18 protein-coding genes and 1 pseudogene are annotated in these 26655 nt (G+C 74.1%); 13 read left to right on the top strand and 6 right to left on the bottom strand.

What is annotated here, in order from left to right; all coding sequences use genetic code 11:
- Window positions 1-9 precede the first annotated feature (9 nt).
- From ACWEPX_RS27270 to ACWEPX_RS27255, 4 genes are all read right to left on the bottom strand, one after another.
- A complete protein-coding gene (locus ACWEPX_RS27270) occupies window positions 10-822 on the bottom strand; it encodes a WXG100 family type VII secretion target (protein ID WP_451900099.1) in 813 nt (270 codons plus the stop codon).
- An 18-nt stretch (window positions 823-840) separates the two neighbouring features.
- Window positions 841-1350 (bottom strand): YbaB/EbfC family nucleoid-associated protein, encoded by a 510-nt coding sequence (locus tag ACWEPX_RS27265; protein WP_451900098.1) that lies wholly within the window; start codon window positions 1348-1350, stop codon window positions 841-843.
- 155 nt (window positions 1351-1505) lie between these two features.
- Entirely contained in the window at window positions 1506-3083 is a 1578-nt protein-coding gene (locus ACWEPX_RS27260) for a S8 family serine peptidase (protein WP_451900097.1), read from the bottom strand.
- Between the two features lie 113 nt (window positions 3084-3196).
- The gene (locus ACWEPX_RS27255; RefSeq protein WP_451900096.1) at window positions 3197-4789 is read right to left on the bottom strand and encodes a S8 family serine peptidase; all 1593 of its coding nucleotides are present in this window, start codon (window positions 4787-4789) and stop codon (window positions 3197-3199) included.
- A gap of 258 nt (window positions 4790-5047) precedes the next feature.
- Here ACWEPX_RS27255 and ACWEPX_RS27250 point away from each other — a divergent pair, with 258 nt between their 5' ends.
- The 8 genes and pseudogenes from ACWEPX_RS27250 to ACWEPX_RS27215 all read left to right on the top strand — a co-directional run bounded on the left by ACWEPX_RS27250 (window position 5048) and on the right by ACWEPX_RS27215 (window position 16187).
- Window positions 5048-7942, top strand: a complete 2895-nt coding sequence (locus tag ACWEPX_RS27250) for an ATP-binding protein (protein ID WP_451900095.1) — start codon at window positions 5048-5050, stop codon at window positions 7940-7942.
- A 122-nt stretch (window positions 7943-8064) separates the two neighbouring features.
- Complete coding sequence (locus tag ACWEPX_RS27245) at window positions 8065-8331, top strand: hypothetical protein (protein ID WP_451900094.1); 267 nt, start codon at window positions 8065-8067, stop codon at window positions 8329-8331.
- 129 nt (window positions 8332-8460) lie between these two features.
- Window positions 8461-8991 (top strand): hypothetical protein, encoded by a 531-nt coding sequence (locus ACWEPX_RS27240; RefSeq protein ID WP_451900093.1) that lies wholly within the window; start codon window positions 8461-8463, stop codon window positions 8989-8991.
- Between the two features lie 709 nt (window positions 8992-9700).
- Complete coding sequence (locus ACWEPX_RS27235) at window positions 9701-11353, top strand: M14 family metallopeptidase (RefSeq protein ID WP_451900092.1); 1653 nt, start codon at window positions 9701-9703, stop codon at window positions 11351-11353.
- A gap of 112 nt (window positions 11354-11465) precedes the next feature.
- Window positions 11466-12260 (top strand): annotated as a pseudogene (locus ACWEPX_RS27230) (S1 family peptidase); the annotation flags it as partial.
- A 105-nt stretch (window positions 12261-12365) separates the two neighbouring features.
- Complete coding sequence (locus ACWEPX_RS27225) at window positions 12366-12641, top strand: proprotein convertase P-domain-containing protein (RefSeq protein ID WP_451900167.1); 276 nt, start codon at window positions 12366-12368, stop codon at window positions 12639-12641.
- Between the two features lie 202 nt (window positions 12642-12843).
- Window positions 12844-14637: an AMP-dependent synthetase/ligase gene (locus tag ACWEPX_RS27220; RefSeq protein WP_451900166.1), complete on the top strand. Its 1794-nt coding sequence runs from the start codon at window positions 12844-12846 to the stop codon at window positions 14635-14637.
- Window positions 14637-16187 (top strand): substrate-binding domain-containing protein, encoded by a 1551-nt coding sequence (locus ACWEPX_RS27215; RefSeq protein WP_451900091.1) that lies wholly within the window; start codon window positions 14637-14639, stop codon window positions 16185-16187. Before ACWEPX_RS27220 ends, ACWEPX_RS27215 begins: the two co-directional genes overlap by 1 nt.
- 15 nt (window positions 16188-16202) lie before the next feature.
- Here ACWEPX_RS27215 and ACWEPX_RS27210 read toward each other — a convergent pair whose 3' ends face one another.
- Window positions 16203-17057 carry a LuxR C-terminal-related transcriptional regulator gene (locus ACWEPX_RS27210; protein ID WP_451900090.1) on the bottom strand — a complete coding sequence of 285 codons (855 nt, stop codon included), beginning with the start codon at window positions 17055-17057 and terminating at the stop codon, window positions 16203-16205.
- A 136-nt stretch (window positions 17058-17193) separates the two neighbouring features.
- Here ACWEPX_RS27210 and ACWEPX_RS27205 point away from each other — a divergent pair, with 136 nt between their 5' ends.
- From ACWEPX_RS27205 to ACWEPX_RS27195, 3 genes are all read left to right on the top strand, one after another.
- A complete protein-coding gene (locus ACWEPX_RS27205) occupies window positions 17194-18873 on the top strand; it encodes an AMP-binding protein (protein WP_451900089.1) in 1680 nt (559 codons plus the stop codon).
- Window positions 18874-18985: 112 nt separating this feature from the next.
- Window positions 18986-19723: a class I SAM-dependent methyltransferase gene (locus tag ACWEPX_RS27200; protein ID WP_451900088.1), complete on the top strand. Its 738-nt coding sequence runs from the start codon at window positions 18986-18988 to the stop codon at window positions 19721-19723.
- Window positions 19701-23621 (top strand): alpha-(1->3)-arabinofuranosyltransferase domain-containing protein, encoded by a 3921-nt coding sequence (locus tag ACWEPX_RS27195; RefSeq protein ID WP_451900087.1) that lies wholly within the window; start codon window positions 19701-19703, stop codon window positions 23619-23621. The genes ACWEPX_RS27200 and ACWEPX_RS27195 overlap by 23 nt, the downstream gene beginning before the upstream one ends.
- Here the strand turns inward: ACWEPX_RS27195 and ACWEPX_RS27190 are convergent.
- On the bottom strand, window positions 23578-24777 hold the full coding sequence (locus ACWEPX_RS27190; protein ID WP_451900086.1) for a polysaccharide biosynthesis protein: 1200 nt from the start codon (window positions 24775-24777) through the stop codon (window positions 23578-23580). The genes ACWEPX_RS27195 and ACWEPX_RS27190 overlap by 44 nt on opposite strands.
- A gap of 79 nt (window positions 24778-24856) precedes the next feature.
- Between ACWEPX_RS27190 and ACWEPX_RS27185 the strand changes: the two genes are divergently transcribed.
- Together ACWEPX_RS27185 and ACWEPX_RS27180 are read left to right on the top strand one after the other, a co-directional pair.
- Complete coding sequence (locus ACWEPX_RS27185; RefSeq protein WP_451900085.1) at window positions 24857-26473, top strand: hypothetical protein; 1617 nt, start codon at window positions 24857-24859, stop codon at window positions 26471-26473.
- Window positions 26470-26643, top strand: coding sequence for a hypothetical protein (locus ACWEPX_RS27180; protein WP_451900084.1), 174 nt, complete (start codon window positions 26470-26472; stop codon window positions 26641-26643). Before ACWEPX_RS27185 ends, ACWEPX_RS27180 begins: the two co-directional genes overlap by 4 nt.
- The last annotated feature ends 12 nt before the right edge of the window (window positions 26644-26655 follow it).

Here is a 26655-nt window from a genome sequence, read left to right as displayed (position 1 = left end):
CGCCCCTACCTAGGCCTGGGGCATCTCGTAGGGCTTGACCGCGTCGTAGGCGGTCTTGGCGTAGTCGCCGTACTCCGAGAAGCGCTCCAGGCCCTTCATCAGGCCCGACATCTTCTCGGTGAGCCGGGCGATGCGCATGCCCATCCGCTCCATCGCCATCAGCAGCTTGCTGAGCCGGTTGGCCATCTTGGTCGCCAGCATCGCCGCCCGGGTGCCCGCGTACCCCGCGTAGGTGGCGATCGAGGCGCCCGCGGTCGGCACCGCCGACGCCGCGGCGATCAGCGCGCCCGCGATCAGCTCGCCCACCAGGTCGGAGATCCAGTCGAACACCATGCCGCGCAGCTCGCACACCAGCGCGCCGGAGAGCGCGTAGATCGCGGCGGTGCCGTCCATCGTCTTGCCCAGCGCCTCGTACTCCGCGGCCATCTGCTCCATGCTGGCCCGGAACGCCTCGCTGGACTCGCCCTCCCAGGACCCGCCCATCGCGTTGATGTCCTCGCGGTGCTCCTGGGCGATCATCTTCATCTCCAGGGCGGCGGTCTTGAGCTGGTCGGTGTTGGCGTTGATCTCGTCCGGGTTGCCCAGCAGCGCGTCCAGCGGCTCGCGGATGAACGAGATGTGCTCCAGCAGCCAGCCCACGCCCGCGGAGAACACCGCGGCCAGCGGGTTGGCCGCCGAGGAGACCAGGTCGACCACCATCCCGGCGCCGCCGATCGCGGCGTCGATGACGTCGACGCCCTCGCCCTCGGCCTCGCCCTTGAGCGTGTCGACGAACCCGGCGACGCTCTCGACCGCGCCCGCGCCCTCGTACCACTCGGTCACAGTTCCCCCACTCCCCGCTTACTTCCGGAAGATCGATTCGTCGCTGAAGTCGCCGTCGTCGTCATCGCGCGGCGGGGGCGCGGGCCGCCGCGGCCGCGCGGGCGGCGGCGGGGGCGCCTCCTCGGCCAGCGGCTGCGGCACGAACCGGGCCTGCTCCGGGCGGGCGGGCTCGGGCGCGGGCTCCTCCTCCGGCGGCAGGTAGTCGGTGATCAGCCGGTAGGTCTCCGAGCCTGCCCCGCCCGCGACCGCGAACGCATCGGCCACCTGGTGGGCCGCGCTGCGCTGGGCCTTGCGGGCCACGGCCATGATCTCCGCCGACAGCGCGGCGGGCGTCTTGGCCAGCGCGGCCGGGGTGAGCCGCAGGTCGGTCAGCGCGCCGGTGGGCGCCACGCTCACGGTGACCGCGCCGTCGGCCGACGACGCGCTGCCTGCGGCGTTGGCCAGGCCCTGCTGGATGGCGGCTGCCTTGGCCTTCGCGTCGGCGATGCGCCCCTCGAACTCGCGCATCCACTCCTCGGGCGTCTTCACCGGATCCCCCGTTTCCTCTCCCTCACCTGCGGCCGAGCACAGGGTGTCACATGCCGTCCGCGCCTGTGCGCCGAACGGGCGACGACCCCGGTCGCCCACTCCGACGACGGCGCGGCCCCGGGGGTTCCCCCGGGGCCGCGCCTGTCCCCCCGCGGTCAGAAGGTGAGCGTCCAGGTGTCGATCGAACCGGTGTCGTGCCGGTAGATGTCGGTCACCCGCAGCTTCCAGCTGCCGTTCTTCGCCTCGCCCGCGGCGTCCACCGTGAAGGTCTGGTGGATGCCCGCCGACGAGCCGACGCCCGCGGGCTGGTGCACGACGAACGCGCGGCCCGACGGCGCGACCAGCTCGACCTTGAGGTCGGCGGTGTAGGTGTGGTTGATGTCGACCTTCACCGAGGTGGTGCTGTCCGCGGTGCCGGTGCAGCCGCTGAACGTGACCTCCGAGGTGATGGCGGTGTTGTTGTCCGGGATCGCCACGTCGGCGCCGTTGGTGGCCGAGTCGCAGTTGCCCGGCTGCGGGCCGTCACCCAGGAACTGGGTGTTGACCAGCAGGTTCGGCGATCCCGACCCCGGGTTGTTGATGGTGTCCCTGATCGCGTTGGCGCGCAGGGTGTCGTTGACCTGCTGCGGGGTCGCCGAGGTGTTCGCCGACAGGTACAGCGCCGCGACGCCCGCCACGTGCGGGGAGGCCATCGAGGTGCCGGACATCCCGGTGGCCGAGCCGCTCAGGCTCAGCGAGACGACCCCGTCGGCCGGGGCCAGGATGTCCACGCAGGAGCCGTAGTTGGACAGCGAGTACTTGCCGTCGCTGCTGTTGGTGCCGCCGACGTTGATCGTCGTGGGCTCGTTGCCCGGGCCGAAGCCGCACGACCCGCTGTTGTTGTTGCCCGCCGCCGCGACGAACGGGATGCCCGCGCGGTTGAGCCCGGCCAGGGCCTCGTCGCCGATGTCGGCGTTGTCGAAGCCCCAGGAGGCGTTGACCACGGCGGGCTTGACCGCGTTGGCGGTGACCCACTCGATGGACTCCACGCCTGCGGAGTCCGGCGCGGTGGAGCCGCAGCTGACGCCCAGCATGCGGACCGAGACCAGCTTGGCCTTCTTGGCCACGCCGTAGGTCTTGGACCCGATGGTGCCCGCCACGTGCGTGCCGTGGCCGGAGCAGTCAATGCCGTTCTGGCCGTCGTCGACGAAGTCGGCGCCGACGCTGGCCCGGCCCTCGAAGTCGGCCAGGCTGGTCTTGATGCCGGTGTCGGTGACGTAGACCGTCACGTTCGACGCAGTGCCGTTGTAGTGGTACTTGCGGTCCAGCGGCAGGTCGTCCTGGTCGATGCGGTCGATGCCCCAGACGGCGTTGTCCTGCACGTCGTACGCGCGGGCGGTGCCGACCTGGTAGACCTTCTTCACCTGCGGGTCAGCCGCCAGCCGCCGGGCCTCGGCGGCGGTCAGGTCCCAGGTGAGGAAGCCGCTCATGGACGCGGTGAAGACCGTGTCCAGCTCGCCGCCGTAGCGCTGCGCCAGGCTCGCCGACGCCGACTTGACCGAGGCCGCCGAGGCCGTGGCCTCGCCCGCCTTGAGCGAGACGATGAAGCCGCCGCCGGGCCAGGGCTTGGCGGCGGGCACGAACGCCGCCTCGGCGGTCGCGGTGCCCGCGCCCGCCAGCAGGCCCGCCGCCACCGATGCCGCGCCCAGCGCAGCCAGTGCCACCCGCCCGATGGAGCGGGATTTTCCGTGCATGACTTGTCCTTCCGCGAAGGTCGACAGCCGCCCCGGGGAACGGCCGACAGGGTTTCGACGTGCGGGGCCGCCCCGCGGGCGCGATCGCACCGCGCCCGCGGGGCGGGGCTCACCTAGGGCGTGATCGACCAGGTGTCGAGCGTGCCGGTGTCGTAGCGCCAGGCATCGGTGACCTGCAGCTTCCAGGCGCCGTTGGCGGCCTCGCCGGACAGGTCGACGGTGAAGGCCTGGTCGTAGACGCCGGTGCCCTTGCCGCCGCCAGCCTTCTTCAGGTTGTAGGAGCGGCCCGACGGCGCGACGAGGTCGATCACCAGGTCGCCGACGTAGCTGTGCCGGATGGTCACCTTGACCTGGCTGTTGGCGCGGCCGTTGCCCGCGCAGCCGGAGACGGTGATCGTCGAGCCGACGGCGCTGCCCGCGTCGGGGATGGCCACGTCGGTGCCGTTGGCGCCGCCCGCGCACTCGCCCGGCTCGGGGCCGCCGTCGCCGATGAAGCCGGTGTAGAGCAGCCGGTTCGGCGAGCCCGTGCCGATGTTGGACAGCTTGTTCTGGCTGGAGTTGTCGACCAGCGCGTCGCGGACCTGCTGGTTGGTCGCGTTCGGGTTGGCCTGCAGGTACAGCGCCGCCGCGCCCGCCACGTGCGGGCTGGCCATCGAGGTGCCGCTCATGGAGCCGGTGGAGCCGTTCATCGTGGTGGAGACGATCGCCGTGCCGGGGGCGAAGATGTCCACGCAGGTGCCGTAGTTGCTGCCGTTGACGTTGTTCCAGTCCTGCGGCCGGGCTCGGCTGTCGGTGCGCGTGGTCGCGCCGACGGTGATCGCGTTCGGCGTGCTGGCCGGGCTGTAGTTGCAGGCGTCGGCGTTGTCGTTGCCCGCGGCCACCACGGCGACGACGCCCGCGTTGATCAGGCGGTTGACCGCGTCGTTGACCGAGGAGGCCCGGCTGCCGCCGATGCTCATGTTCGCCACGGCGGGCTTGCGGTGGTTGCTCGCCACCCAGTCGATGCCGCCGATGATCTGCGACCACTGGCCGGTGCCCTGGCAGTTGAGCACCCGGACGGCGACGATCTTGGCCTTCTTGGCCACGCCGTAGGTCTTGGACCCGATCGTGCCCGCCACGTGCGTGCCGTGGCCCTGGCAGTCGCTGGAGTCGTTGTCGCTGTCGATGAAGTCGCGGCCGTGGGTGACCCGGCCCTCGAAGTCGGCGTGGCGGGCGTCCACACCGGTGTCGATGACGTAGGCGTTGACCGAGGAGCCGTCGTTGCCGTAGGTGTAGGTGCCGCTCAGCGGCAGGTCGCGCTGGTCGATCCGGTCGATGCCCCAGGTCGCGTTCTGCTGGGTGTCGCTGATGCTCATGTAGCCGTCTTGCTCGACGTAGGCGACGGCCGGGTTGGCGGCCAGGCGCTTGGCGGCGGCCTCGTCCATCTTGGCCGCGAAGCCGCGGATGGACGCGGTGTAGGTGTCCTTGACCTGGCCGCCGTACTGCTTGGCCAGCTCGAACGCCTTGTTGTTCACCGCGGGGGCGTTCGCGTCGCGGTCCTTGAAGACGACGATGTAGCTACCCGCGACCGGGTTCGCCGCGGCGCGGATGGCGCCGGTCGCCTGCTGGGCGGTCGCCGGACTCGCGGCGACCACCGCGGCCAGGGCGCACGCGCCCGCCGCCACGCTGGCCACGGCGACCCGGCGGGTCTTGCGATCATGTCGCATCTTGGGCTTCTCCATTCCACTCCACCGGGTTGGGAACACCACCCGGAGGGGTGGCTGTCGGGCAGGGTTGGGTCACTGACAGCCACTCGGAACTCACGATCGGGCGGGGCGCTAGCGCGAACAATCCGGGTATCGGTACGTAGGGCTACGGTTCTTTCACCTAAGATCAACATCTCGCCGTGTCCGATATCGGAGTTTCCGCTGACGCCCGAACCGGCCTAGGCTGCGAGATCGGCAACGACAGACCCGGGGGTGGCGATGACGCGGCGAACCGTCGACCCGCTGATCCGCACCAGCTCGCCCGTGCTCGTCGGCCGCGACGAGCAGTTCCTCTCGCTGCGGTCGGTGGCCGCGCTGCACCCGGCCGTCGTCCTCATCGAGGGCGAGGCCGGGGTGGGCAAGAGCAGGCTGGTCGCCGAGCTGCTGGCGGGCGACCTCGGCCCGGCCCTGCCGCTGGTGGGCACCTGCGCCCAGGTCGGCGAGCCGTTCCCGTACGGGGCGGTGCTGGAGGCGCTGCGCGGGGCCGGGCCCCGGCTGACCACCCGGCCCCCGCTGTCCCCGGTGGCGGGCGCGCTGGCCCCGCTGCTGCCGGAGATCGCCGAGTTCCTGCCCCCGCCGCCGATCCCGATCGGCGACCCGCGCGCCGAGCGGCACCGCCTCTTCCGCGGGGTGCGCGAGCTGCTGGGCGCGCTGGGGCCGGTGCTGCTGGTCGTGGAGGACCTGCAGTGGGCCGACGACGGCACCCGCCAGCTCCTGCGGTTCCTGATGAGCGAGCCGCCCCCCACCCTGGCCACCGTGGTGACCTACCGGCGCGAGGACGTGCCCGGCGGGCTGCCGCTGGGCACCGCGTACCGCCCGCCGACCGGCGTGGTCAGCGTCCTGCTGGAGATCGCCCCGCTCAAGGTCGAGGACGTGCGCAAGCTGGCCGAGGCCATCCTGGACGAGGAGCCGGTGTCGGCGGAGTTCGCCGCCAAGCTGCACGAGCGCACCGCGGGCATCCCGTTCGTGATCGAGGAGACCCTGCGCGCCCTGCGCGGGACCGCGGGCAATCCCACCGGGACGGTGCACGCCGACGGCGCGACCGCCCGGCGGCTGCTGGATTCGGTCGAGGTCCCGGTCCTGCTCCGGGACGCCATGGCCGAGCGGCTGGCCGCGCTGCCGACGGCGGCGACCCGGCTGGTGCACGCCGCCGCCGTGCTGGGCGCGCCCGCCCCGGCCGAGCTGCTCGGCGAGGTGTCCGGGGTGCCCGAGCCGCGGCTGCGCGCCGCGCTGACCCACGCGCTGGCCGGGCACGTGCTGTACGAGGTGGACGGCGGCCGCTACGGCTTCCGGCACCCGCTGGCCCGCCAGGCCGTCTACGACACCCTCGGCGGCCCCGACCGCATCCACCTGCACAACCGGGCCATCGACGCCCTCGACCAGGTCGAGCCGCGGCCGCTGGTGCAGCTGGCCGAGCACAGCGAGCGCGCCGGGCGGATCGCGGCCTGGCTGCACTACGGCGAGGCCGCGGCCGACCGGGCCACCGAGGTCGGCGACGCCGCGACCGCCACATCGATGCTGCAGCGGCTGCTGCGCGAGCCTTCGCTGCCCGCCGAGCACGTCGACCGCCTGGCGATCAAGCTCGGCCAGATCGCGCACACCGGCCTGGACCAGCGCGACCCCTCGGAGCTGCTGGAGCGGCTGCTCGGCGACCCGCGGCTGTCCACTTCGGTCCGCGGCGAGGTGCGCCTGTACCGGGGCCTGCTGCTGCTGCGCGGGGCGGGCAGGCTCGGCGAGGCGCGCAGCGAGATCGAGCGGGCCATCGGCGACCTCGCCGAGCGCCCGGACCTGGCAGCCAAGGGGGTCGCCGTGCTGGCGATGCCCTACGTCGGCCTGGCCACGCTGGCTGAGCTGGAGCCGTGGCTGGCCAAGGCCGACCGCTACCGCGAGGAGTGCGTCGACCGCGAGCTCCGGCTGTCGCTGCTGGCCAACGAGCTGGGCTCCAAGCTGCACGTGGGCGACCCGACCGTGCTGACCCGGCTGCGCCAGCTCCCCGAGGTGGTGGAGACCGTCGGCGAGCAGCGCCAGCTCGCCAGGGCGTGGTGCAACCTGGCCGACGGCGCCTACAGCGTCGGGCACCTGCGGCTGGCGGGCGAGCTGCTGCGCTCGGGCCTGCGCCTGGCCGCCGACTGCGGGGCCACCTGGGTGGTCAGCACCGCGCGGGCCACCCAGTCCAGGTTGGACTGGTTCACCGGGCAGTGGACCGGGCTGGCCGAGCGCACCCACCGGCTGCTGGAGGAGTACCGCGACCTGTTCCCGGTCGCCAGCGAGCTGGCCCTGGTGCTCGGCTCGCTCGCGGTGGCCCGCGGCGAGTGGGCCGAGGCGACGAGCTGGTTCACCGAGACCGGCGCGTTCGCCCCCGAGGAGGCGATCTCCCAGGTGGCGATCGCCGGGTGCGCCGGGCTGGCCTGGAACCAGCTGTCCCAGGACGACGCCGGGCGCGCGTGCGCCGACGCCGACCGCGGCATGGCGATCCTGCGCACCAAGGGGGTCTGGGCGTGGGCCGGGGAGATCGCGCCCATCGCGGTGGGCGCCTACCTCGGGGTCGGCCGGGTCGCCGACGCCGAGGCGCTGGTCGCCGAGCTGGCCGCGGGCCTGGTCGGGCGGGAGGCGCCGCTGGCCGAGGCGGCGCTGGCCGCGTGCCGGGGCAGGCTGGCCGAGCACGCGGGCGAGCAGGCCGACGCCGTGCGCCACTACCGCGACGCAGGCGCCCGCTACGCCGGGATGCCCGCGCCGTACCTGGCCGCGGGCATGGCCGAGCGCGAGGCGCTGTGCCTGCTGCCGACCGACGCCGACGCCGCGACCGCGCTGCTCTCGGCGCAGGTCGACGCCTACGACGCGCTCGGGGCGACCCGCGACGCCGCGCGCTGCCGCCACCACCTGCGCGGCGCGGGCGGCGGCAAGCCGTCGCGGCGGGGCAGGCGCGGGTACGGCAACGAGCTCTCCCCGCGCGAGCTGGAGGTGGCCCGGCTGCTGGCGGGCGGGCACACCAACCGGGAGATCGCCGAGGTGCTGTTCCTGTCCCCGCGCACCGTGGAGCAGCACGCAGCGCGGGTGCTGCGCAAGCTCGGGGTCGGCTCGCGCACGCAATTGCAGGCGGAGGACTTGGCGTAACCCGATGGGGCGGGCAATGCGGCCCCGGTGATCGCGGACAGTCATAGGCAATCACCCGATGGGGAAGCGGAATCGGGTGTGGTCGAATGCCCGGGTCATGCCATTGACGCCGAGGAGTGCTTATGAGAGCGATCGCCTGGGCCATCGCGTTCGCCGCCGTCCCGCTGTCGGCCACCACCGCGGGAGCCGAGGAGTTCCGCGACACCGACATCTCGCTGACCACCGACAACGGTCTGCAGGTGTCCTCTGTGTCCAGCGCGGCCGACGAGGCGGGCGCGCACTTCGCCAAAGACCGCCTGATCGCGGGATTGCAGGGCGTGGACATGGACTCCACGAGCTCCAACAGCGAGCCCACCATTCTGGGGATCGTTCGGTCGGTCCTCGGGTAAACACGCCGGACCCCAAAGTGTTCTTTCGGGGGACAGGGGTTTCGCCGCGCATGCCGACCGGCAAGTCTGGGATGGGCCGCCCTCACCGAGGGCGGAGCGAATTCGCCGATTCAGACCAGGAGATCAAATATGCGCAGCATTACCCGAATGGTCCTCGGCGGCCTGCTGGCCGTGCCAGTGACCGTGGGGCTGGCGGGCGTGGCGATGGCCGACGACTTCATCGAGCACGCCGTTGTCGCCGGTCCTGAGGGGACAGAGCACTACATCGTGCACAGCGCGGTGGACGAGGACGGGGAGACGTCGTTCTTCGAGTACTACGCGGCGACCGGCCACGACGGCGCGTACTCCTCGACGGTCGCGGCGTCCACCGGGGGCGACTACGGCCGCAGCGAGACCGGCGGCGGCAACCCCGAGGCGGTGTACTTCAGCGACACCAACGCGGCGGGCCCTGACGGCGCCTGGTCGAACACGGTGCTGTCGGTGGTCGGCGGCCACGGCGGGTACGGCAGCGCCGACACCGCTGACAGCGCCGACACCGCGGACAGCACCGACAGCACTGACGGCAAGTCCTGCAGCGACGACCCGTGCGACGAGCACGAGCATGAGCACGAGCACAACTACTGCGAGGACGAGCACGACGACCCGTGCGACGACGACTGAGCCTCGCGGCTGGTGATCGCTCGCGGTGACGTGACTTGACTGGACTCGGGGGCGCTGGTGCGGCCAGCGCCCCCGAGGTCGTGCGCGACGGGGGGCGGGCCCGGGCCGCCGCTGGCCGGGCCCGTCCCCCGTCGGGGGTGGATCGCGCCCGCCGAGCCGCCCCCTGCGGTCGCAAGCGGCTCGGCGCGGTCAGCGCGGCCGGTGCCGAATCGGCCGCGCCGCGGGGTTTCCGCGATCCGGGTGGGGCGGGCCGGTGAGGGAGGGCCCGCCCGTGGTGGTCTCCAGCTCGCGAAGGCCGGTGGCGGGGGAGAGGCAGGGCGTTGGACGGCCTCTCCCCCGTCACCACCGGCGGACCGCCGGGGCAGGGTGGGGATCTCTCGGCGGTTGCGCTTCGCAGGGATGACGATGCCAAGCCGCGGGTGGGCGAACAATCGCGGCAACGGTAGGTAGGGCTACGTATTTATTGTCCGATTCGCTCTCTTGATCGATCAGAGCTGGCCGATCGACCCGTTGCCCAGCAGGCGAAGATGGGAACGAACGGGAAGAAGGCCCTACGACCGCAGCCTTGTGGGCGGCGCACGCAGCGCGCGATATTCGACCTGCCAGAGCCGGTGCACGCCGTCGTGAGGGCGCCCCCCGCGGGTTCGACGGCTGGTCCGGCGCAACCGAACCTCCAGCGCCACTTGGGGCGCACCCTGCAGGAGGCAGCGTGAAGCGCAAACGCCTGTCCGTACTGGTCGGAGCGGCGGCGGTCGTCGCCCTGATCGCGACCACCAGCCAGAGCGCGGCAAGCGGCGACTCCGCCACCGCCGCGCCCCGGGCCACGGCCGAGTACCACGTGCTCGGCGTCAAGACCGCCCAGCAGCGCACCGCCATCAGCAAGACCGGCGCGGCGATCAACGGCACCGAGGACTCCCGGCTGATGATCACCGCGACCCCGGCCGAGGTGGCCAGGGTCCGGGCCCTCGGGTTCCAGGTCGGCGCCGAGGCCCCGCTGGTGGCGGCCCAGGGCGACATCACCCCGATGGACTTCCCGTCGTCGCACGCGGACTACCACAACTACGCGGAGATGACCGCGGCGATCGACCGCGCCGTCGCCGACCACCCGAACCTGATCCGCAAGCAGGTCATCGGCAAGTCGTACGAGAACCGCGACATCATCGCGCTGAAGATCTCCGACAACCCGGGCGTCGACGAGAACGAGCCCGAGGTGCTGTTCACCCACCACCAGCACGCGCGCGAGATCCTCACCGTGGAGATGGCGCTCTACCTGATGGACCAGTTCACCGACAACTACGCCACCGACAGCCGCATCCGCGGCTTGGTGGACAGCCGGGAGATCTGGATCCTGCCCAACGTCAACCCCGACGGCGGCGAGTTCGACATCCGAACCGGCCAGTTCCAGGGCTGGCGCAAGAACCGCCAGCCCAATGGCGGGGCCGTGGGCACCGACCTCAACCGCAACTGGGACTTCCAGTGGGGCTGCTGCGGCGGCTCGTCGAGCTCGCCCAGCTCCGACACCTACCGCGGGCCGCGGGCGGCGTCGGCCCCCGAGGTCCAGGTGATGACCAACTTCGTGCGCAGCCGCAACATCGGCGGCAAGCAGCAGATCACGGTCGCCATCGACTTCCACACCTTCAGCGAGCTGGTGCTGTGGCCCTACGGCTACACCTACAACGACACCGCGCCCGGCCTGAACGCCGAGGACCAGCGGGTGTTCGCCACCATCGGCCGGGAGATGGCCGCCTCCAACGGCTACACGCCGCAGCAGTCCTCCGACCTCTACATCACCGACGGGTCGATCGATGACTGGCTGTGGGGCGACCAGCGGATCTACGGCTACACCTTCGAGATGTACCCGAGCGGCGGCGGGCTGAACAGCTTCTACCCGGACGACTCGCTCATCGCCCGGGAGACCTCGCGCAACAAGGAGGCCGTGCTCGACCTGATCGGCTACGCCGACTGCCCGAAGCGCGCGATCGGCCTGACCTGCGGCAGCGAGGAGCCGCCCGGCGGCGACGAGTTCGAGAACACCAACGACGTGCAGATCCCCGACGGCGGGGCCGCGGTCACCAGCGACATCGTGGTGAGCGGGCGCACCGGCAACGCCCCGGCCGACCTGTCGGTCAGCGTCGACATCCGCCACACCTACCGCGGCGACCTGGTCATCGACCTGATCGCCCCGGACGGCACGGCGTACCGGTTGAAGAACTCCAGCAGCTCCGACTCCGCCGACAACGTGGTCGCCACCTACACGGTGAACGCCTCGTCGGAGGTCGCCAACGGCACCTGGAAACTGCAGGTCCGCGACATCTACCGGTCCGACACCGGCTACATCAACTCCTGGAAGCTCGTCTTCTAGCCGCTTCCCACCCGGCGCCCCGGGCGCGCCCGCCGACTTCGGCGCGCGCCCGGGGCTCCGCCCCGGTTTCCGGCCACCACCCTGCGACGTGGCCGGTGAAAGGAAATGAACCATGTCAGAGGGCAAGTGGTTCACCAGAACCGCGCTGGCCGCAGCGGGCGCCGCGGTCACCCTGGCCGCGGGTGTCGGCCCGGCGTTCGCCGCGCCGCCGCCGTCGTCGGGCGACGTCGGCATCCAGGTGGTCGGCGGCACGCGCGCCGCCCAGGGCGAGTTCCCGTGGATGGTGCGGCTGTCGATGGGCTGCGGCGGTGCGATGTACACCGAGTCGCTGGTGCTCACCGCCGCGCACTGCGTCAGCAGCACCGGGCCGAACACCGGCATCACCGCCACCTACGGCGTGGTCGACCTGCAGAGCAGCAGCGCGGTCCGGCGCACGTCGAACTACGTCTACCGCAACCCCGGCTACAGCACGTCCGCGGGCGGTGACTGGGCGCTGATCCGGCTGTCCCAGCCGATCACCGGCGCGGCGCTGCTGCCGATCGCCACGACCACGGCATACGACTCCGGCACGTTCACCATCGCCGGGTGGGGCGCGGCGACCGAGGGCGGGGCGCAGCAGCGCTACCTGCTCAAGGCCGAGGTGCCCTTCGTCCCCGACTCCACCTGCCGGTCGTCCTACCCGTCGATGAAGACCGCGGTGGAGATCTGCGCGGGCTACAGCCAGGGCGGCACGGACACCTGCCAGGGCGACTCCGGCGGACCCATGTTCCGCAGGGACGGCGCGGGCCGCTGGATCCAGGTCGGCATCGTCTCCTACGGCCGCGGCTGCGCCCGCGCGGGCTACCCCGGCGTGTACGCCGAGGTCAGCGCGCTGGCCAGCGCGATCCAGGCGGCGGCCCGCGACCTCGGCGGCAACCCCGACCCGGACCCGGACCCGCCGGGCGACACCTTCGAGAACACCAACAACGTCACCATCCCGGACGCGGGCTCGGCCGTCACCAGCGACATCGCGGTGAGCGGGCTCTCCGGCAACGCCCCAGCGGACCTGTCGGTCAGCGTGGACATCAAGCACACCTACCGCGGCGACCTGGTCATCGACCTGATCGCCCCGGATGGGACCGCATACCGGCTGAAGAACTCCAGCAGCTCCGACTCCGCTGACAACGTGATCGCCACCTACACGGTGAATGCGTCGTCCGAGGTCGCCAACGGCACCTGGAAACTGCAGGTCCGGGACACCTACCGGTCCGACACCGGCTACATCGACTCGTGGAAGCTCGTGTTCTGACCAAGCGGCGGAAATCGGCCCCGGCCCGGCGCGGTGACGCCTGGCCGGGGCCTTCTTCTGCGTCCCCGCCCCGAGCGGATCGGTATCGTTTGCGCACACCCCCTGGCCGAATCGGACATCGGCAGGCAAGATACGCGGAAAAGTTACCGATAGGTAGCCGCCAATGCGGCCGCTGCCTGCGTCGTTCGCCGAGGAGCAGATCATGCGCGAATTCGCCGTTCCCCCCGTGGAGAAGCGCACCGAGGCGGGCGGTCTGGCGGACCTGGTCTTCACCAACGCCGTCGAGGCCCCCACGCACGTGTCGTTCCGGCGGCGGTCGGGCGCGGGCTGGGTGGACGTCACCGCGGCCCAGTTCCGCGACGAGGTGGTGGCCGCGGCCAAGGGCCTGATCGCCGCGGGCGTCGGCCCGGGCGACCGGGTGGCCATCCTGGCCGCGACCCGGTACGAGTGGACGCTGCTGGACTTCGCCATCTGGACCGCGGGCGCGGTCACCGTGCCGATCTACGTGACCTCCTCGGCCGAGCAGATCCAGTGGATCATGTCCGACTCCGGCGCGGTCGCCATCATCGCCGAGACCGACGAGCACCTGGCGCGCGTCGAGCAGGTGCGCCCCGCGCTGCCCGCGCTGCGCGAGGTGTGGCGCATCGACGAGGTCGACGCGATCGCCGCGGCCGGGGCCGGGGTGGACGACGCCGAGGTCGAGGCGCGGCGCACGGCGGTCAAGGGCTCCGACATCTCCACGATCATCTACACCTCGGGCACCACCGGCCAGCCCAAGGGCTGCGTGCTGACCCACGACAACTTCTTCGCCGAGGTCGGCTACGGCACCAACACCCTGGCCCCGCTCTTCCGCGGCGTCGGCGGCACCGAGCCGCCGAGCACGCTGCTGTTCCTGCCGGTCGCGCACGTCTTCGGCCGCATGGTGCAGATCGGCTGCGTCTACAGCCGCGCGACGATGGGCCACGGCCCGGACGTCAAGAAGGTCATGGACGACCTGGCCACCTTCCAGCCGACGTTCATCCTGTCGGTGCCCTACGTGCTGGAGAAGGTCTACAACGGCGCGCGGCAGAAGGCGCACGCCGCGGGCAAGGGCAAGATCTTCGACGCGGCCGCGGCCACCGCGATCGCCTACAGCGAGGCGGGCGGCAAGGCGGGCATCGGCCTGCGCCTCAAGCACGCCCTGTTCGACAAGCTGGTGTACTCGAAGCTGCGCGCGGCGATGGGCGGCAAGGCCAAGTACGCGATCTCCGGCGGCGCGGCGCTCGGCCTGCGGCTGACCCACTTCTTCCGCGGCGTCGGCCTGACCGTGCTGGAGGGCTACGGCCTCACCGAGACCACCGCGGCGGCCACGGTGAACTCGCTGGAGGCCTTCAAGCCCGGCACCGTCGGCCAGCCGCTGCCGGGGATGGCGGTGCGCATCGCCGACGACGGCGAGATCCAGATCAAGGGCCCGGTCGTCTTCCAGGGCTACTGGAACAACGACGCGGCCACCGCCGAGGCGATCGACGCCGACGGCTGGTTCGCCACCGGCGACCTGGGCGAGCTGGACGGCGACGGGTTCCTGAAGATCACCGGCCGGAAGAAGGAGATCCTGGTGACCTCCGGCGGCAAGAACGTCGCCCCGGCGGTCATCGAGGACCGGATCGCCTCGCACCCGCTGGTCGCCCAGGCGATGGTGGTCGGCGACGGGCAGAAGTACATCGCCGCGCTGATCACCCTGGACCCGGAGTACTTCACCTACTGGAAGACCACCGCGGGCAAGCCCGCCGACGCCACCGTCGCCGCGCTGGTCGAGGACCCGGACCTGCTCGCCGAGGTGCAGAAGGCCGTCGACGAGGGCAACGCCGCGGTCTCCACGGCCGAGTCGGTGCGCCGCTTCCGCATCCTGGCCACCGAGTTCACCCCGGAGACCGGGCACCTGACCCCGTCGCTCAAGCTCAAGCGGCGGGTGATCATGAAGGACTTCCAGGCCGAGGTGGACAGCCTGTTCCGCTAGTGGGTCGGCACGCAGCGGGGCGCGGCCGCAGGCCGGTCGCGCTCACCGCGGGCCTGCTCGTGCTGGCCGTGCTCGGCTGGGTCGGCTACCGGTACGCCGCCGACCGGCTGGGCGGCGGCGGGTGCCCGGCCGCCGCGCCGCTGGCGGTGGCCGCGGCCCCGGACATCGCGCCGGTGGTCGAGGCCGCCGCCCGGCGCATCGCCGGGTCCGACCCGTGCGCGCAGGTCCGGGTGGCGAGCCGGGCGTCGGCCGCCGTCGCCGCCGACCTGGTGACCGCGACCGAGCTGCCCGACGTGTGGATCCCGGAGTCGACCCGCTGGTTGCAGCAGGCCCAAGCCGCCGGGGCCTGGGCCGTGCCGGTGACCGGGACGTCGGTCGCCAGCTCGCCGGTGGTGCTCGCGGTCGCCGAGGACGCCGCGCGCGGGCTCGGCTGGCCGGGCGCGGAGCTGACCTGGGCCGCCGTGCTGGCCGGGCGGGGCCCGGTCGGGCTGCCGGACCCGGCGCAGGACCCGGTCGGGGTGTCCACCCTGCTCGGCGTGGCCGCCGTCGGCGCGGCCGAGCCGGACCCGGGCGCGGCGACGACCGAGCTGATGCGGGCGCTGTCGCCGCACACCCGCCCCGGCCCGCTCGACCTGGCCGACCCCGACCTGGCCGCGGTCCCGACCTCGGAGGCCGCGCTGCTCAGGCACGGCGGGACGCGGGTCGCCGCCTACGCCGACGTGCCCGCCCTGGACTTCCCCTACGCGGTGCTGCCGCGCACCGACGCCCGCGACCTCGCCCAGCGCTTCCTGGCTGCGCTGCTGGCGGACGGCGCCGCGGTGGTCGAGGCGGGCTTGCGCGCGCCGGACGGCAGCGCGCCCGGCTCCCTGCCCCGGCGCGCCGCCGCGCCGATGCCCGACGCCGACACCGTGGACGCGCTGCTGAACCGCTGGGCCGGGGTCAACCGCAGCGCGCGGGTGCAGGTGCTGCTGGACGTGTCCGGGTCGATGGCCCAGCCGGTCCCGGGCGCAGGCACCGACCGGATGGGCGTGACCCTGCGCGCCGCCGAGCTGGGCCTCGGCCTGTTCAAGCCGACCACCCGCTACGGGATGTGGACCTTCTCGACCCGCCTCGACGGCGACAAGGACTACCGCGAGCTGATCCCGATGGCCCCGGTCGCCACCCACCTCGCAGGCGACGCGCTGCCGACCATGCGCGCCGTCGAGGCCATCCCGGGCGGGGCGACGGGCCTGTACGACACCGTCCTGGCCGCCTACCGCTCGGCGCGGCAGAACTGGGAGCCGGGCCGCATCAACCTGGTGATCGTGCTGACCGACGGCCGCAACGAGGACCCCGACGGCATCACCCGCCCCGCCCTCCTCGCCGAGCTGGCCGCCCTCCAGGACCCCCGCAGGCCCCTGCCGATCATCAGCATCGGCATCGGGCCCGACACCGACACCGAGGAACTCAGCGCCATCACCCGCGCCACCGGCGGCCACTCCTTCACCGCCCCCGACCCCACCGAGATCGGCGACATCTTCTACACCGCCCTGAGCCAGCTCGCGGGCTGACCACCCACCAGCACCTCAGGGCAGAAGCATGGCCTTGCGGGCGCGGACGACCGCTTCGTGGCGGGTGTGGGCGTCGAGCTTGCGCATCGTGGAGCGCAGGTAGGACTTGACGGTCTCCGGGGAGAGGGAGAGGCGGTCGGCGGCTTCGGCGTTGGTGCAGCCCAAGGCGATCTGGGCCAGGACGTCGGTCTCCCGCGTCGAGAGGGTGGTCGTCGGGGCGGGGGTGGGGGCACCGAGGTCGGTGAGGCGCTGGGCGGCGGTGTGCAGGCGGTGGCGCAGCGCGGGGTCGGGGATGCCCGCGGCGATGGCGCGGAGTTCGGCGTGCACCGCGCGCAGCTCCTCGCGGGTCGCCGACTGGGTGGGGTCGATGGCGCGGGTGACGGTGAGGGATTCGGCCATCGCCAGGCGGTGGTCGACCTCGTCGCGGATGGCCAGCTCGCGGGCGAGCCTGCGGCCCGCGGCGATGAACTGGTCCCACATCCGCTCGCCGAAGGCCAGGGGCTGGCGCAGGGCGCCGTAGAGGACCGCGCGGCAGCGGCCGCCCGCCTGGACCGGGACGGCGAGGATGGCCGACAGGCCCTCGGCGAGGACCGGGCCGTCGTAGTCGTGGGTGATGGTGCGGGCCGAGCCGTAGTCGGTGACGCCCGCGGGGCGGCCCTGGACGAGCACCCGGCCGCCGAGGCCGGTGCCCGGGTGGACCCGCAGGTTGTGCAGGCCGGTGGTCCGGGTGCCGATGAACTCCACCAGTCGCAGCTGATCGCCCGCGACCTCGCCGCCGAAGGCCACCGGGACCCCCGCCCGGCGCAGCGCCCGCAGCTCGGCGCGCAGGGCGGCGCGGTCGTCGGGGCGCAGCAACCCGGGATCCGTCATCGCCTTCCCGCTCCTCGGCGTCGATCCGCCCACGGTACGGCGCTGGCCGCGGCGAGTCGAGCCGGGCCACCCCCATCCGGGGGTAGAGCGCCAGCCCGTGCTGCGGCCACCCTGACCGCGCAGGAGGGAGCCAGACATGACGCAGACGCAGCGCTACCGCGAAGCCCGTGACCTGCTGATCCGCACCCGCGAGGACTACCGGGCCGCCGCGGAGGAGTTCCGCTGGCCGCGCTTCGAGGGCCGGTTCAACTGGGCGGTCGACTGGTTCGACGCGATCGCCGAGGGCAACGACCGGATCGCGCTGTGGATCGTCGAGGAGGACGGCGGCGAGCGCCGGTACACCTTCGCCGAGCTGGCCCGCCGCTCCGACCAGGTGGCGACCTGGCTGTCCGGGCTCGGCGTCGGCCGCGGCGACCCGGTGCTGCTCATGCTGGGCAACCAGGTGGAGCTGTGGGAGTCGATGCTGGCCCTGATGAAGCTGGGCGCGGTCATCGTCCCCACCACGACCGCGCTGGGCCCGGCCGACCTCGCCGACCGGATCGAGCGGGCGGGCGCGCGGCTGGTCATCGCCAACACCGCCGACACCGGCAAGTTCCGCGGCGTGCCCGGGGTGGTGGTCGGCGGCGAGGTGCCGGGCTGGCACCCGTACGCGGCCGCCGCGGACGTGGAGCCCCGCCGCTTCACCAGCGTCACCGACGCGACCGACCCGCTGCTGTTCTACTTCACCTCCGGCACCACCAACCGCCCGAAGCTGGTGGAGCACACCCAGGTCTCCTACCCCGTCGGCCACCTGTCCACCTTGTACTGGGTGGGCGTGCGGCCCGGCGACGTGCACCTCAACATCAGCTCCCCGGGCTGGGCCAAGCACGCCTGGAGCTCGTTCTTCGTGCCGTGGATCGCCGAGGCGACGATCTTCGTCTACAACTACGCCCGCTTCGACGCCCCCGGCCTGCTGGCCCAGATCCGCCGCGCTGGGGTCACCACGATGTGCGCGCCGCCGACGGTCTGGCGCATGCTGATCAAGGCCGACCTGTCCGGCGGCCCCGGCGCCCTGCGCGAGGTCGTCTCCGCTGGCGAGCCGCTCAACCCCGAGGTCATCGACCAGATCGAGGCCGCGTGGGGCCTGCGGCTGCGCGACGGCTTCGGCCAGACGGAGACCACCGCCCAGATCGGCAACCCGCCGGGCGCGCCGCTGAAGCCCGGCTCGATGGGCCGCCCGCTGCCGGGCGTGCCGGTGGTCCTGGTCGACCCGCTGACCGGCGCGCCGACGAGCACCGAGGGCGAGCTGTGCCTCGACCTGTCCGCGCCGAACCTGATGACCGGCTACCGCGACGACCCGGTCCGCGACGCCGAGGTCAGGGCGGGCGGCTACTACCACACCGGCGACGTCGCGTCCCTGGACGCCGACGGCTACCTGACCTACATCGGCCGCACCGACGACGTGTTCAAGGCGTCGGACTACAAGATCTCGCCGTTCGAGCTGGAGAGCGTGCTGGTGCAGCACCCCGCGGTGCTGGAGGCCGCGGTGGTGCCCGCGCCGGACGAGGTGCGCCTGGCGGTGCCCAAGGCGTACGTGTCGCTGGCCCCCGGCTGGGAGCCGGGGCCGAGCACGGCGCTGGCGATCCTGCGCCACGCCCGCGAGCACCTGGCGCCCTACCTGCGGGTGCGCCGGATCGAGTTCGCCGAGTTGCCCAAGACCATCTCCGGCAAGATCCGCCGGGTCGAGCTGCGCGGCCGGGAGGAGCAGGCCGCGGGCACGCGGCTATCGGCGGAGTACCGCGACACCGACTTCGCGGAGCTGACTTCACGGAGCTGACCGGGCGCGCCTGACGCGCGGGGGTTGTCCGCCGCCACAGGGATTGTTGTCCCACCGGCCAACGCCGCGCCGGCTATGGTCGCCCGGACTGGGTGCCGAGCGCGGAGCGGGTATGGGTTTCGACCAGGTGCGGCGGGATTGGACGACCCTCGGCGACGAGGACCCGCTGTGGGCGGTCAGCGTCGCCGACGGCAAGCGCGGCAACCGCTGGGACGTCGAGGACTTCCTGCGGACCGGCCGGGTCGACGTGGCCGCGGCCCGGCACTGGCTGGCCGAGCTGGGCCTGGCCGCGGCGTGGGAGCGGGTGCTGGACTTCGGCTGCGGGGCGGGCAGGCTGTCCCAGGCGCTGGCCGAGCACGCCGACGAGGTGGTCGGCGTGGACGTCTCGGCGCCGATGCTGCGCACCGCCGAGCGGATCGACCGCAGCGGCGGGCGCTGCCGGTTCGTCCTCAACGAGGTGCCGGACCTGCACGTGTTCCCCAGCGCGTCGTTCGACCTGGTGTACAGCGAGCTGGTGCTCCAGCACCTGCCCGCCCGGGTGATCACCGGCTACGTCGCGGAGTTCGTGCGGGTGCTCAAGCCGGGCGCGACGGCGGTGTTCCAGTGCACGACCCGTCCGATGTGGACGGCCAAGGGCGTGCTCTGGCGGGTGGCCCCGCACGCGCTGATCCGGCTCGGCCAGAAGCTCGTGCTCGGCTACCCCGCGCCGATGCGGATGACGCCGGTGCCGCCTGCGAAGGTGGCCGCGGTCGTGGCGCAGGCGGGCGGGGCGGTGGTCGACAGCCGGACCGCGGCCGAGCCCGAGACGCACTGGGTGTCGACGCGGTATGTCGTTCGCAAGGGCGGCTAGGCACGCGGCCCCGCGCCCGCCGCTGCGGCGCAGGCCCGACGCCGCGGTCATGGCCGGGCTGGTCCTGCTGTCGCTGCTGCAGCTGCCCGGCCGCACCACCTTCGACACCAAGCTCGACCTCACCGAGGACCCGCTGGGCTTCCTCGGCCGCGCCCTGCACCTGTGGAACCCGGCGACCAACTCCGGGGAGCTGCAGAACCAGGCGTACGGCTACCTGTTCCCGATGGGGCCGTACTTCGCCCTGTGCGACCTGCTGGGGCTGCCCGGGTGGCTGGCCCAGCAGCTGTGGGTCGCGCTGCTGCTGTGCCTGTCCTTCGCCGGGGCGCTGGCCGTCGCCCGGCGGCTGCGGATCGGGTCCGAGCCCGCGCGGATCATCGGCGCGCTGGCCTACGCGCTGGCCCCGCGCATGGTCACCGAGGTGGGCCTGCGCTCGGCCGAGGTGCTCTCCGCGGTGGCCCTGCCGTGGATCCTGCTGCCGCTGATCCGCCCGACCAACCCCCGCAGGGCGGCCGCGCTGTCCGGGTGCGCGGTGCTGGCCATCGGCGGGATCAACGGCGCGGTCGTGGTCATGGCGCTGGTGCTGCCCGGGCTGTGGCTGGCGACGCGGCGGTGGTCGGCCGACCACGCCCGGCTGGTCGGCTGGTGGGTGGTCGCGGTCGCCGCGGCGGTGCTGTGGTGGTTCCTGCCGCTGGCCCTGCTCGGGCGGTACGGGCTGCCGTTCGTCGACTACGTGGAGTCCGCGGCCAACACCACGACCCCGACCTCGCTGTTCCAGGTCCTGCGCGGGACCAACCAGTGGGTGGCCTACCTGGTGCGCGGCGAGCCCGAGTGGCCGACCGGGTTCCTGCTGGTCGACCACCCGGCCCTCATGGCGGCCACCGGGCTGCTCGCCGCGCTGGCGCTGGCCGGGCTGGCCCGCGCGCGCCTGCCCGAGCGGGCCTTCCTGGCCATCGGCGTGGTCACCGGGACCGCGCTGATGGCCGTCGGGTTCGTCGGCGCGCTCGACAGCCCGCTGGCCGAGCCGGTGCGCGCGCTGCTCGACGGCCCGCTGGCGCCGCTGCGCAACGTCCACAAGTTCGAGCCGGGCCTGCGGCTGCCGATGGCCCTGGCCCTGGCGCACGCGCTCGCAGGCAGGCTGCCCGGGGTGCCCGCGCTCACCGCCCGCTGGCTGCGGCCCGCCGCGGGCGCGCTGCTGGTGCTGGTCGTGACCGCGCCCGCAGGGCTGCTGATGCTGCGCCCCGGGCCGGGCTGGAGCGCCATCCCGGCGCACTGGCAGCAGGCGCTGGCCTGGCTGGCCGACGCCGACGCCACCGGCCGGACGCTGATCGTGCCCGGCACCGGCTTCGCCGAGTACACCTGGGGCAGCCCGGTCGACGAGCCCGCCCAGCCGCTGGCGCGGGCGCCGTGGTCGCTGCGCAGCCAGCTCCCGCTCAGCTCCGAGGGCCACATCCGGGTGCTCGACGCGGTGGAGGACGCGCTGGCCACCGGCCGGGGCACGCCGGGGCTGGCGGAGTTCCTGGCCCGCTCCGGGCACCGCTTCGTGCTGCTGCGCACCGACGTCGAGCCCGGCGAAACCCCGCCCGTCGAGGCGGTCCGGGCCGCGCTGGAGCGCTCCCCCGGGCTCAGCCGGGTCGCGGTGTTCGGGGCGCTGGAGGTCTACGCGGTGGCCGAGCCGCCCGCGCTGGCCAGGGCGGTGGTGGACGCGGCGACGGTCAGCGGCGGGCCGGAGTCGCTGCTGCCCCTGCTGGGCGCGGGGCTGATCCACCCGGGCACCCCCGCGGTCCTCGCAGGCGACGGCGGCGCGCCCGCCGGGCCGCGGCTGGTCACCGACGGGCTGCGCCGCCAGGAGCGCAACGTCGGCCGGATGCGGGACGGGATGAGCGCGACGCTCGCCCGCGACGAGCCCGCCCGGCTCGACCGCCCGGCGCTGGACCTGCTGCCCTTCCCCGGTGTCGAGCACCAGACGACGGCGGCCTACCGCGGCGTCCTGGGCGTGTCCGCGTCGTCGTCGGCCGGGTACGCGGACTCGCCGCGGCCGGTGGACCCGTCGGGGATGCCCTTCGCCGCGGTCGACGGCGACCCCTACACCTCGTGGCAGTCCTCTACTTTGGACTCCCCGGTGGGCCAGTGGCTTGAGGTCCGGCTGGACACGCCGCGCGTGGTCGAGCACGTCGAGCTGCGGATGGTGGACGACCGGCGCGTCGGCTGGCCGGTCACCAGGGTGCGGCTGGACACCGACGCCGGGTCGGTCGAGCACGAGGTCGCCCCCGGTGGCGGCCCGCAGGTGCTCCCGGTCTCAGCCGGGCTGACCGGCCGGGTGCGGGTGTCGGTCGTCGCGCTGGCCGCCGGGCGCACCACCGGGCACGTGGGCATCGCCGAGCTGGCCGTGCCCGGGGTGAGCCCGAGCCGGGCGCTGCGGGTGCCCGGCGACCGGGGCACGGCCTACGCCTTCAGCCGCGGCTCGCAGGCGCGCTACGCCTGCCTGCGGGTCGACGGGGCCTTCCGCTGCGACACCGGGCGGGCCCGCCACGGCGAGGAGCCCTCGGGCGTGCACCGGCTGTTCGACAGCGACGCGGGCGTCTTCACCGCGGGCGGCACGGTCCTGCCCGCCGCGGGCGCGACCCCGCCGATCGAGCTGCCCGGCGCGGCGGTGTCCGCCTCCAGCCACCTGGCGGGCGACCCGGCCGCCGCCGCGCTCGGCGCGGTCGACGGCGACCCGGCCACCAGCTGGATCGCCGACCCCACCGACCCGCGGCCCGCGCTGCGCGTCACCTGGGACCGGCCGACCCGCGTCGGGACGCTGCGGCTGCGCACCGCGGAGGGCGTCGGCGCGGGCAGGCCGACCGAGGTGGACGTGACCACCTCTGCGGGCACCCGCAGGCTTTCGGTGGGCGACGGCGGCGCGATCGCGGTCGCCGCGACGACCGACCGGCTGGAGATCGCCGTGGTGCGGGTGGCCGACCACGGCCTGCCCGCGGGCATCACCGCGCTCGACGGCCTGCCCATCGCCCCCGTCGCGGCCGGGACGCCGTTCACCGTGGGCTGCGGCGACGGCCCGACCGTGCGCATCGACGGGGCCGAGTACGCGACCTCGGTGTCGGGCACCGTGGACGACCTGCGCGACCACCGCCCGCTGCCGCTGCGCCTGTGCCCGGACGGCCGGGTCGAGCTGGCGGCGGGCGGCCACGAGCTGCGCACCGGGCGCACGTCGGCGTTCGTGGTCCAGGACTTCTGGCTGCGCTCGGCGGAACCGGTCGCCCCGCGCACCCGAGCGGTCGAGGTGCTGTCGTGGTCGGCCGCCGACCGGCAGGTGCGGGTCGCGGCGGGACCGGGCGCGCTGCTGGTGGTGCCGGAGAACGCCAACGCGGGCTGGGTGGCCGAAGTGGACGGTGCCGAGCTGGCCCGCACGCGGGTCGACGGGTGGCAGCAGGCGTGGGTGCTGCCGGAGTCGGGCGCGGTGACCGTGCGCCTGCGGTTCGAGCCCGACACCGCCTACCGGGCGCGGCTGCTGGGCGGCGCGGGAGCCGCCCTGGCGCTGGTCGCGCTCGCCGCGGTCCCCGGGCGGCGCAGGCCCGCCTTCGCCCAGCCCAGCACGTCCCCCTGGCTGGGCGTGGCGCTGGTGGTCCCGCTGCTGGCCGTGGGCGGCGCGCTCGGCCTGATCATCCTGCTGGCCTGCCTGCTGCTGCGGGCGCTGTTCGGCACGCGCAGGCGGGCGGTGGCGATGGCCCTGGCCGCGGGCGGCATGGCGGTGGCGACGGCCGCGGCGGTCGCGGGCAGGTTGCTCGGGCACGGCCAGGACTGGGCCTACGGCCCAATCGCCCAAGCGGGCGGCCTGGTCGCCTTGGCTGCGGTGGTCACCGCCTGCCTGCGGTGGTTCGACGGCGATGCGCCCCGCTGACCCCGGCCTCCGCGAGGCCGCCCGCCAGGGCCAGCACGCCGGTGGCCGCGACCGCCGCCGCGGCGACCTGGGTCGGCGAGCCGTCGAGCCAGCCCAGCACCAGCGCTGCCTCGACGGCCACCGCGGCCCAGGTCAGCAGCGACCGGTGGTCGGCGCGGGCGATGCGGGTGTAGAGCAGCACCTGCGACAGCGCCAGCAGCGCGCCTGCCAGGGCGAACGGCCACAGCGCCAGGTCGGAGCCCGCGTACGCCGGGCCGCCGAGCAGGCGCAGGCCCAGCGGGCCGAAGAGGGCCGCGCCCGCGACCACGAGGGCGTCCAGGCCCGCGACCACCGCCAGCGCGACGGCCACCACCCGCCGCCGGTCGGCCTGCCCCGGCCGGGCGAGCTCGGGCAGGACCACCACCGACACCGCGTGCGGCAGCCAGTAGGCGATCTTGAGCACGACGGCGCCCACGGCGTACTCCCCCGCGTCGGCCGGGGACAGCACGTGCCGGGCGAGGACCAGGTCGAGGTTCACCAGGACGACCAGCGCGAGCAACGCCTGCGCCGCGCTCGCCGCGGAGCGCAGCAGCTCGCGGTCGGGGCGGACCGGCGTGGGGCGGCCGCAGACCACCCACCCGGCCACCGTGGCGACGCCGACGCCCGCGGCGATGCCGAGCACGGCGGCCGCGGGACCGCCGAGCAGCAGGCCGCCGACCGCGCCGCCGACCCGGCACCCGCTCTCCAGCAGGAGCAGCCCGGCCAGCGCGGGGAACCGGCGCCTGCCTTGCAGCAGCCCGTACCAGAGGCCGTTCAGCGTCATCGGGGCGAGCGCGGCCGCCAACGCGAGCGGGGACTCCACCCGCAGCAGCGCGCCGACCGGCCCCGCGGCGGCGGCCGCCGCGACCACGACGGCCACCGCGACCGCCAGCCCCAGCCCGGTCAGCCGCCGATCGTCCGAACCGGACGCCACCCGCAGCGCCACGACGGCCTGCACGCCCATCGCGGGCACGACGCCGACCAGCAGCACGGCCAGCAGCGCCCCGAACTCGCCGAACTGCGCCGGGGCGAGCAGGCGCGCGGCCAGCACGGTCACCGCGTAGCCCGCGAGGTTGTTGACCGCGAGGGAAACCGCGACGAGCAGCGGACCGGCACCCGAGCGCACGGCGACCCGCATTGCCGCTCCCCCTTCGGTTACCGGTCGGTAGACCATGCACTCTAACCAGAGCAGGGCAGCGGCGATAGCGCTTCCCGCCGTGTGCGCCCTGTTGGCGCTGGCGATCTTGGCCCCGGTGCTCGGCCGCGGCTTCGTCCTGAGCTACGACATGGTCTTCGCGCCCCGGCACGACCTGCTGCCCGACGCGCTCGGCCTCGGCTCGACCCCCGCGCGCTCGGTGCCCGCCGACGCCTACATGGCCCTGGCCACCGCCCTGCTCCCCGGCGACGTCGTCCAGCAGCTCCTCCTCGCCGCCGCGCTGTTCCTCGGCCCGTACGGCGCGGGCAGGCTGGTGCCGACCCCGGCGCTCGGCCCCCGCATCGTGGCGGCCGTCTTCTACGGGTGGACGCCGTACATCGCCGAACGCCTGCTCATGGGCCACTGGCCCTACCTGCTGGCCTACGCCTGCCTGCCGTGGATCGTGGCCGCGGGGCTGGCGGTGCGCGGGGGCGACGACCGGGCGCTGGGGCGGTTGCTGCTGTGGTGCGTGCCCGCGGCGATCACCCCCACCGGTGGGCTCATCGCCGCAGGAGCCGCGCTCGCCGCCACGGGCAGGCGGCGGCTCGCCGTGGTCGCGGCGGGGGCGGTGGTGCTGAACGCGCCGTGGTGGGTGCCGTCGGTGCTGCGGCCTGCGGCCGTGGTGTCCGCACCGGAGGCCGTCGACCTCTTCGCCGCGCGAGCGGAGAACTGGGGCGGGCCGGTGATGTCCGTGCTGGGGCTGGGCGGGTTCTGGAACGCCGACGCCGTGCCCGCCAGCCGCGCGCTGCCGGTGGTCCCGGTCGTCACCGCGGTGCTCACCGCCGTCGCGCTGGTCGGCTGCGCCCGCCTGGCCCGCAGGTGGGGGACGCGCCCGGTGCGCGCCCTGCTCCTGCTCGCCGGGCTCGGCGTGCTGATCTCCTTGTCCGCCACCGTGCCCGGCCTGGCCGAGGTGCTGCGCTGGGCGGTGGCCGAGGTGCCGGGCGCGGGGCTGCTGCGCGACGCGCAGAAGTGGGTCGCCTGGTGGGCGCTGCCGCTGGCGCTGGGCGTCGCGCTGGCCGCCGAGCGGGCGGTGGTCGCGCTCGTCCCGCTCGCCCTGCTCCCCGATCTCGCGTGGGGCGGCTGGGGCGCGCTGGCCGCGGTGGACTACCCGCCGGATTGGGCGCACGTGCGCCAGATCGTCGCCGACGACCCGCATCCCGGCGACGTGCTCGCGCTCCCGCTGGGCGCGCTGCGGCAGTACGGCTGGAACGGCCACCGCACCCAGCTCGACCCCGCGCCGCGCTACCTGCCCCGCCCGGTCGTCATCGACGACACGGTCCACGTCGGCGGCGTCCCCGTCCCCGGCGAGGACCCGCGACTGCCCGCGGTCCGCGAGGCGCTTGCCGCCCAAGGGAATCTGGCCGACCTCGGCATCGGCTGGGTCCTGGTAGAGCACGGCACGCCGGGCTCGATCGACCCGAGAACCCTTGCCGTGCTGGAGGAAGCGCACCGCGGCGAGTGGCTCTCGCTCTACCGCGTGCCCGGACCGGTGGCCCCGCCGCCGGAGCTGGGCCCACCCGCGGCGGCAGTGCTGGCAGCGGACGGAATCTACCTGCTGGTCATCGCGGGAACCCTGTTGTGGCAAGTGATACCGGCCGGTAGATTTGGCCGGAACCGACGTGGCGAGGAGTCAACGTGAGCAAGTGGATCTCAGCGGCGGGCACCGTCCTGGCGGCGGTCGCCATCGCGGTCGGCGGCGTCTTCGCCCTCACCGCGGCGGCGGGCCCGGACCGCGACCTCGACGGCGTGCTGCGCGACGCCCCGGCGCCCAACGGCTCCGGCGGCGTCGTGGACTACGGAATCCGCTGAAAAAGCGTGGGC

The organism is Actinokineospora sp. NPDC004072 (assembly GCF_053604195.1).
Note: the sequence above shows the minus strand (reverse complement) of the source record. Positions and strands in the feature narration are given on the sequence as shown.

Coding starts and splice junctions, on each gene's coding strand:
- ACWEPX_RS27210 (WP_451900090.1), bottom strand. CDS start 17,057: ATGACGGATCCCGGGTTGCTGCGCCCCGACGACCGCGCCGCCCTGCGC.
- ACWEPX_RS27250 (WP_451900095.1), top strand. CDS start 5,048: ATGACGCGGCGAACCGTCGACCCGCTGATCCGCACCAGCTCGCCCGTG.
- ACWEPX_RS27205 (WP_451900089.1), top strand. CDS start 17,194: ATGACGCAGACGCAGCGCTACCGCGAAGCCCGTGACCTGCTGATCCGC.
- ACWEPX_RS27260 (WP_451900097.1), bottom strand. CDS start 3,083: ATGCACGGAAAATCCCGCTCCATCGGGCGGGTGGCACTGGCTGCGCTG.
- ACWEPX_RS27190 (WP_451900086.1), bottom strand. CDS start 24,777: ATGCGGGTCGCCGTGCGCTCGGGTGCCGGTCCGCTGCTCGTCGCGGTT.
- ACWEPX_RS27240 (WP_451900093.1), top strand. CDS start 8,461: ATGCGCAGCATTACCCGAATGGTCCTCGGCGGCCTGCTGGCCGTGCCA.
- ACWEPX_RS27255 (WP_451900096.1), bottom strand. CDS start 4,789: ATGCGACATGATCGCAAGACCCGCCGGGTCGCCGTGGCCAGCGTGGCG.
- ACWEPX_RS27195 (WP_451900087.1), top strand. CDS start 19,701: ATGTCGTTCGCAAGGGCGGCTAGGCACGCGGCCCCGCGCCCGCCGCTG.
- ACWEPX_RS27245 (WP_451900094.1), top strand. CDS start 8,065: ATGAGAGCGATCGCCTGGGCCATCGCGTTCGCCGCCGTCCCGCTGTCG.
- ACWEPX_RS27220 (WP_451900166.1), top strand. CDS start 12,844: ATGCGCGAATTCGCCGTTCCCCCCGTGGAGAAGCGCACCGAGGCGGGC.
- ACWEPX_RS27200 (WP_451900088.1), top strand. CDS start 18,986: ATGGGTTTCGACCAGGTGCGGCGGGATTGGACGACCCTCGGCGACGAG.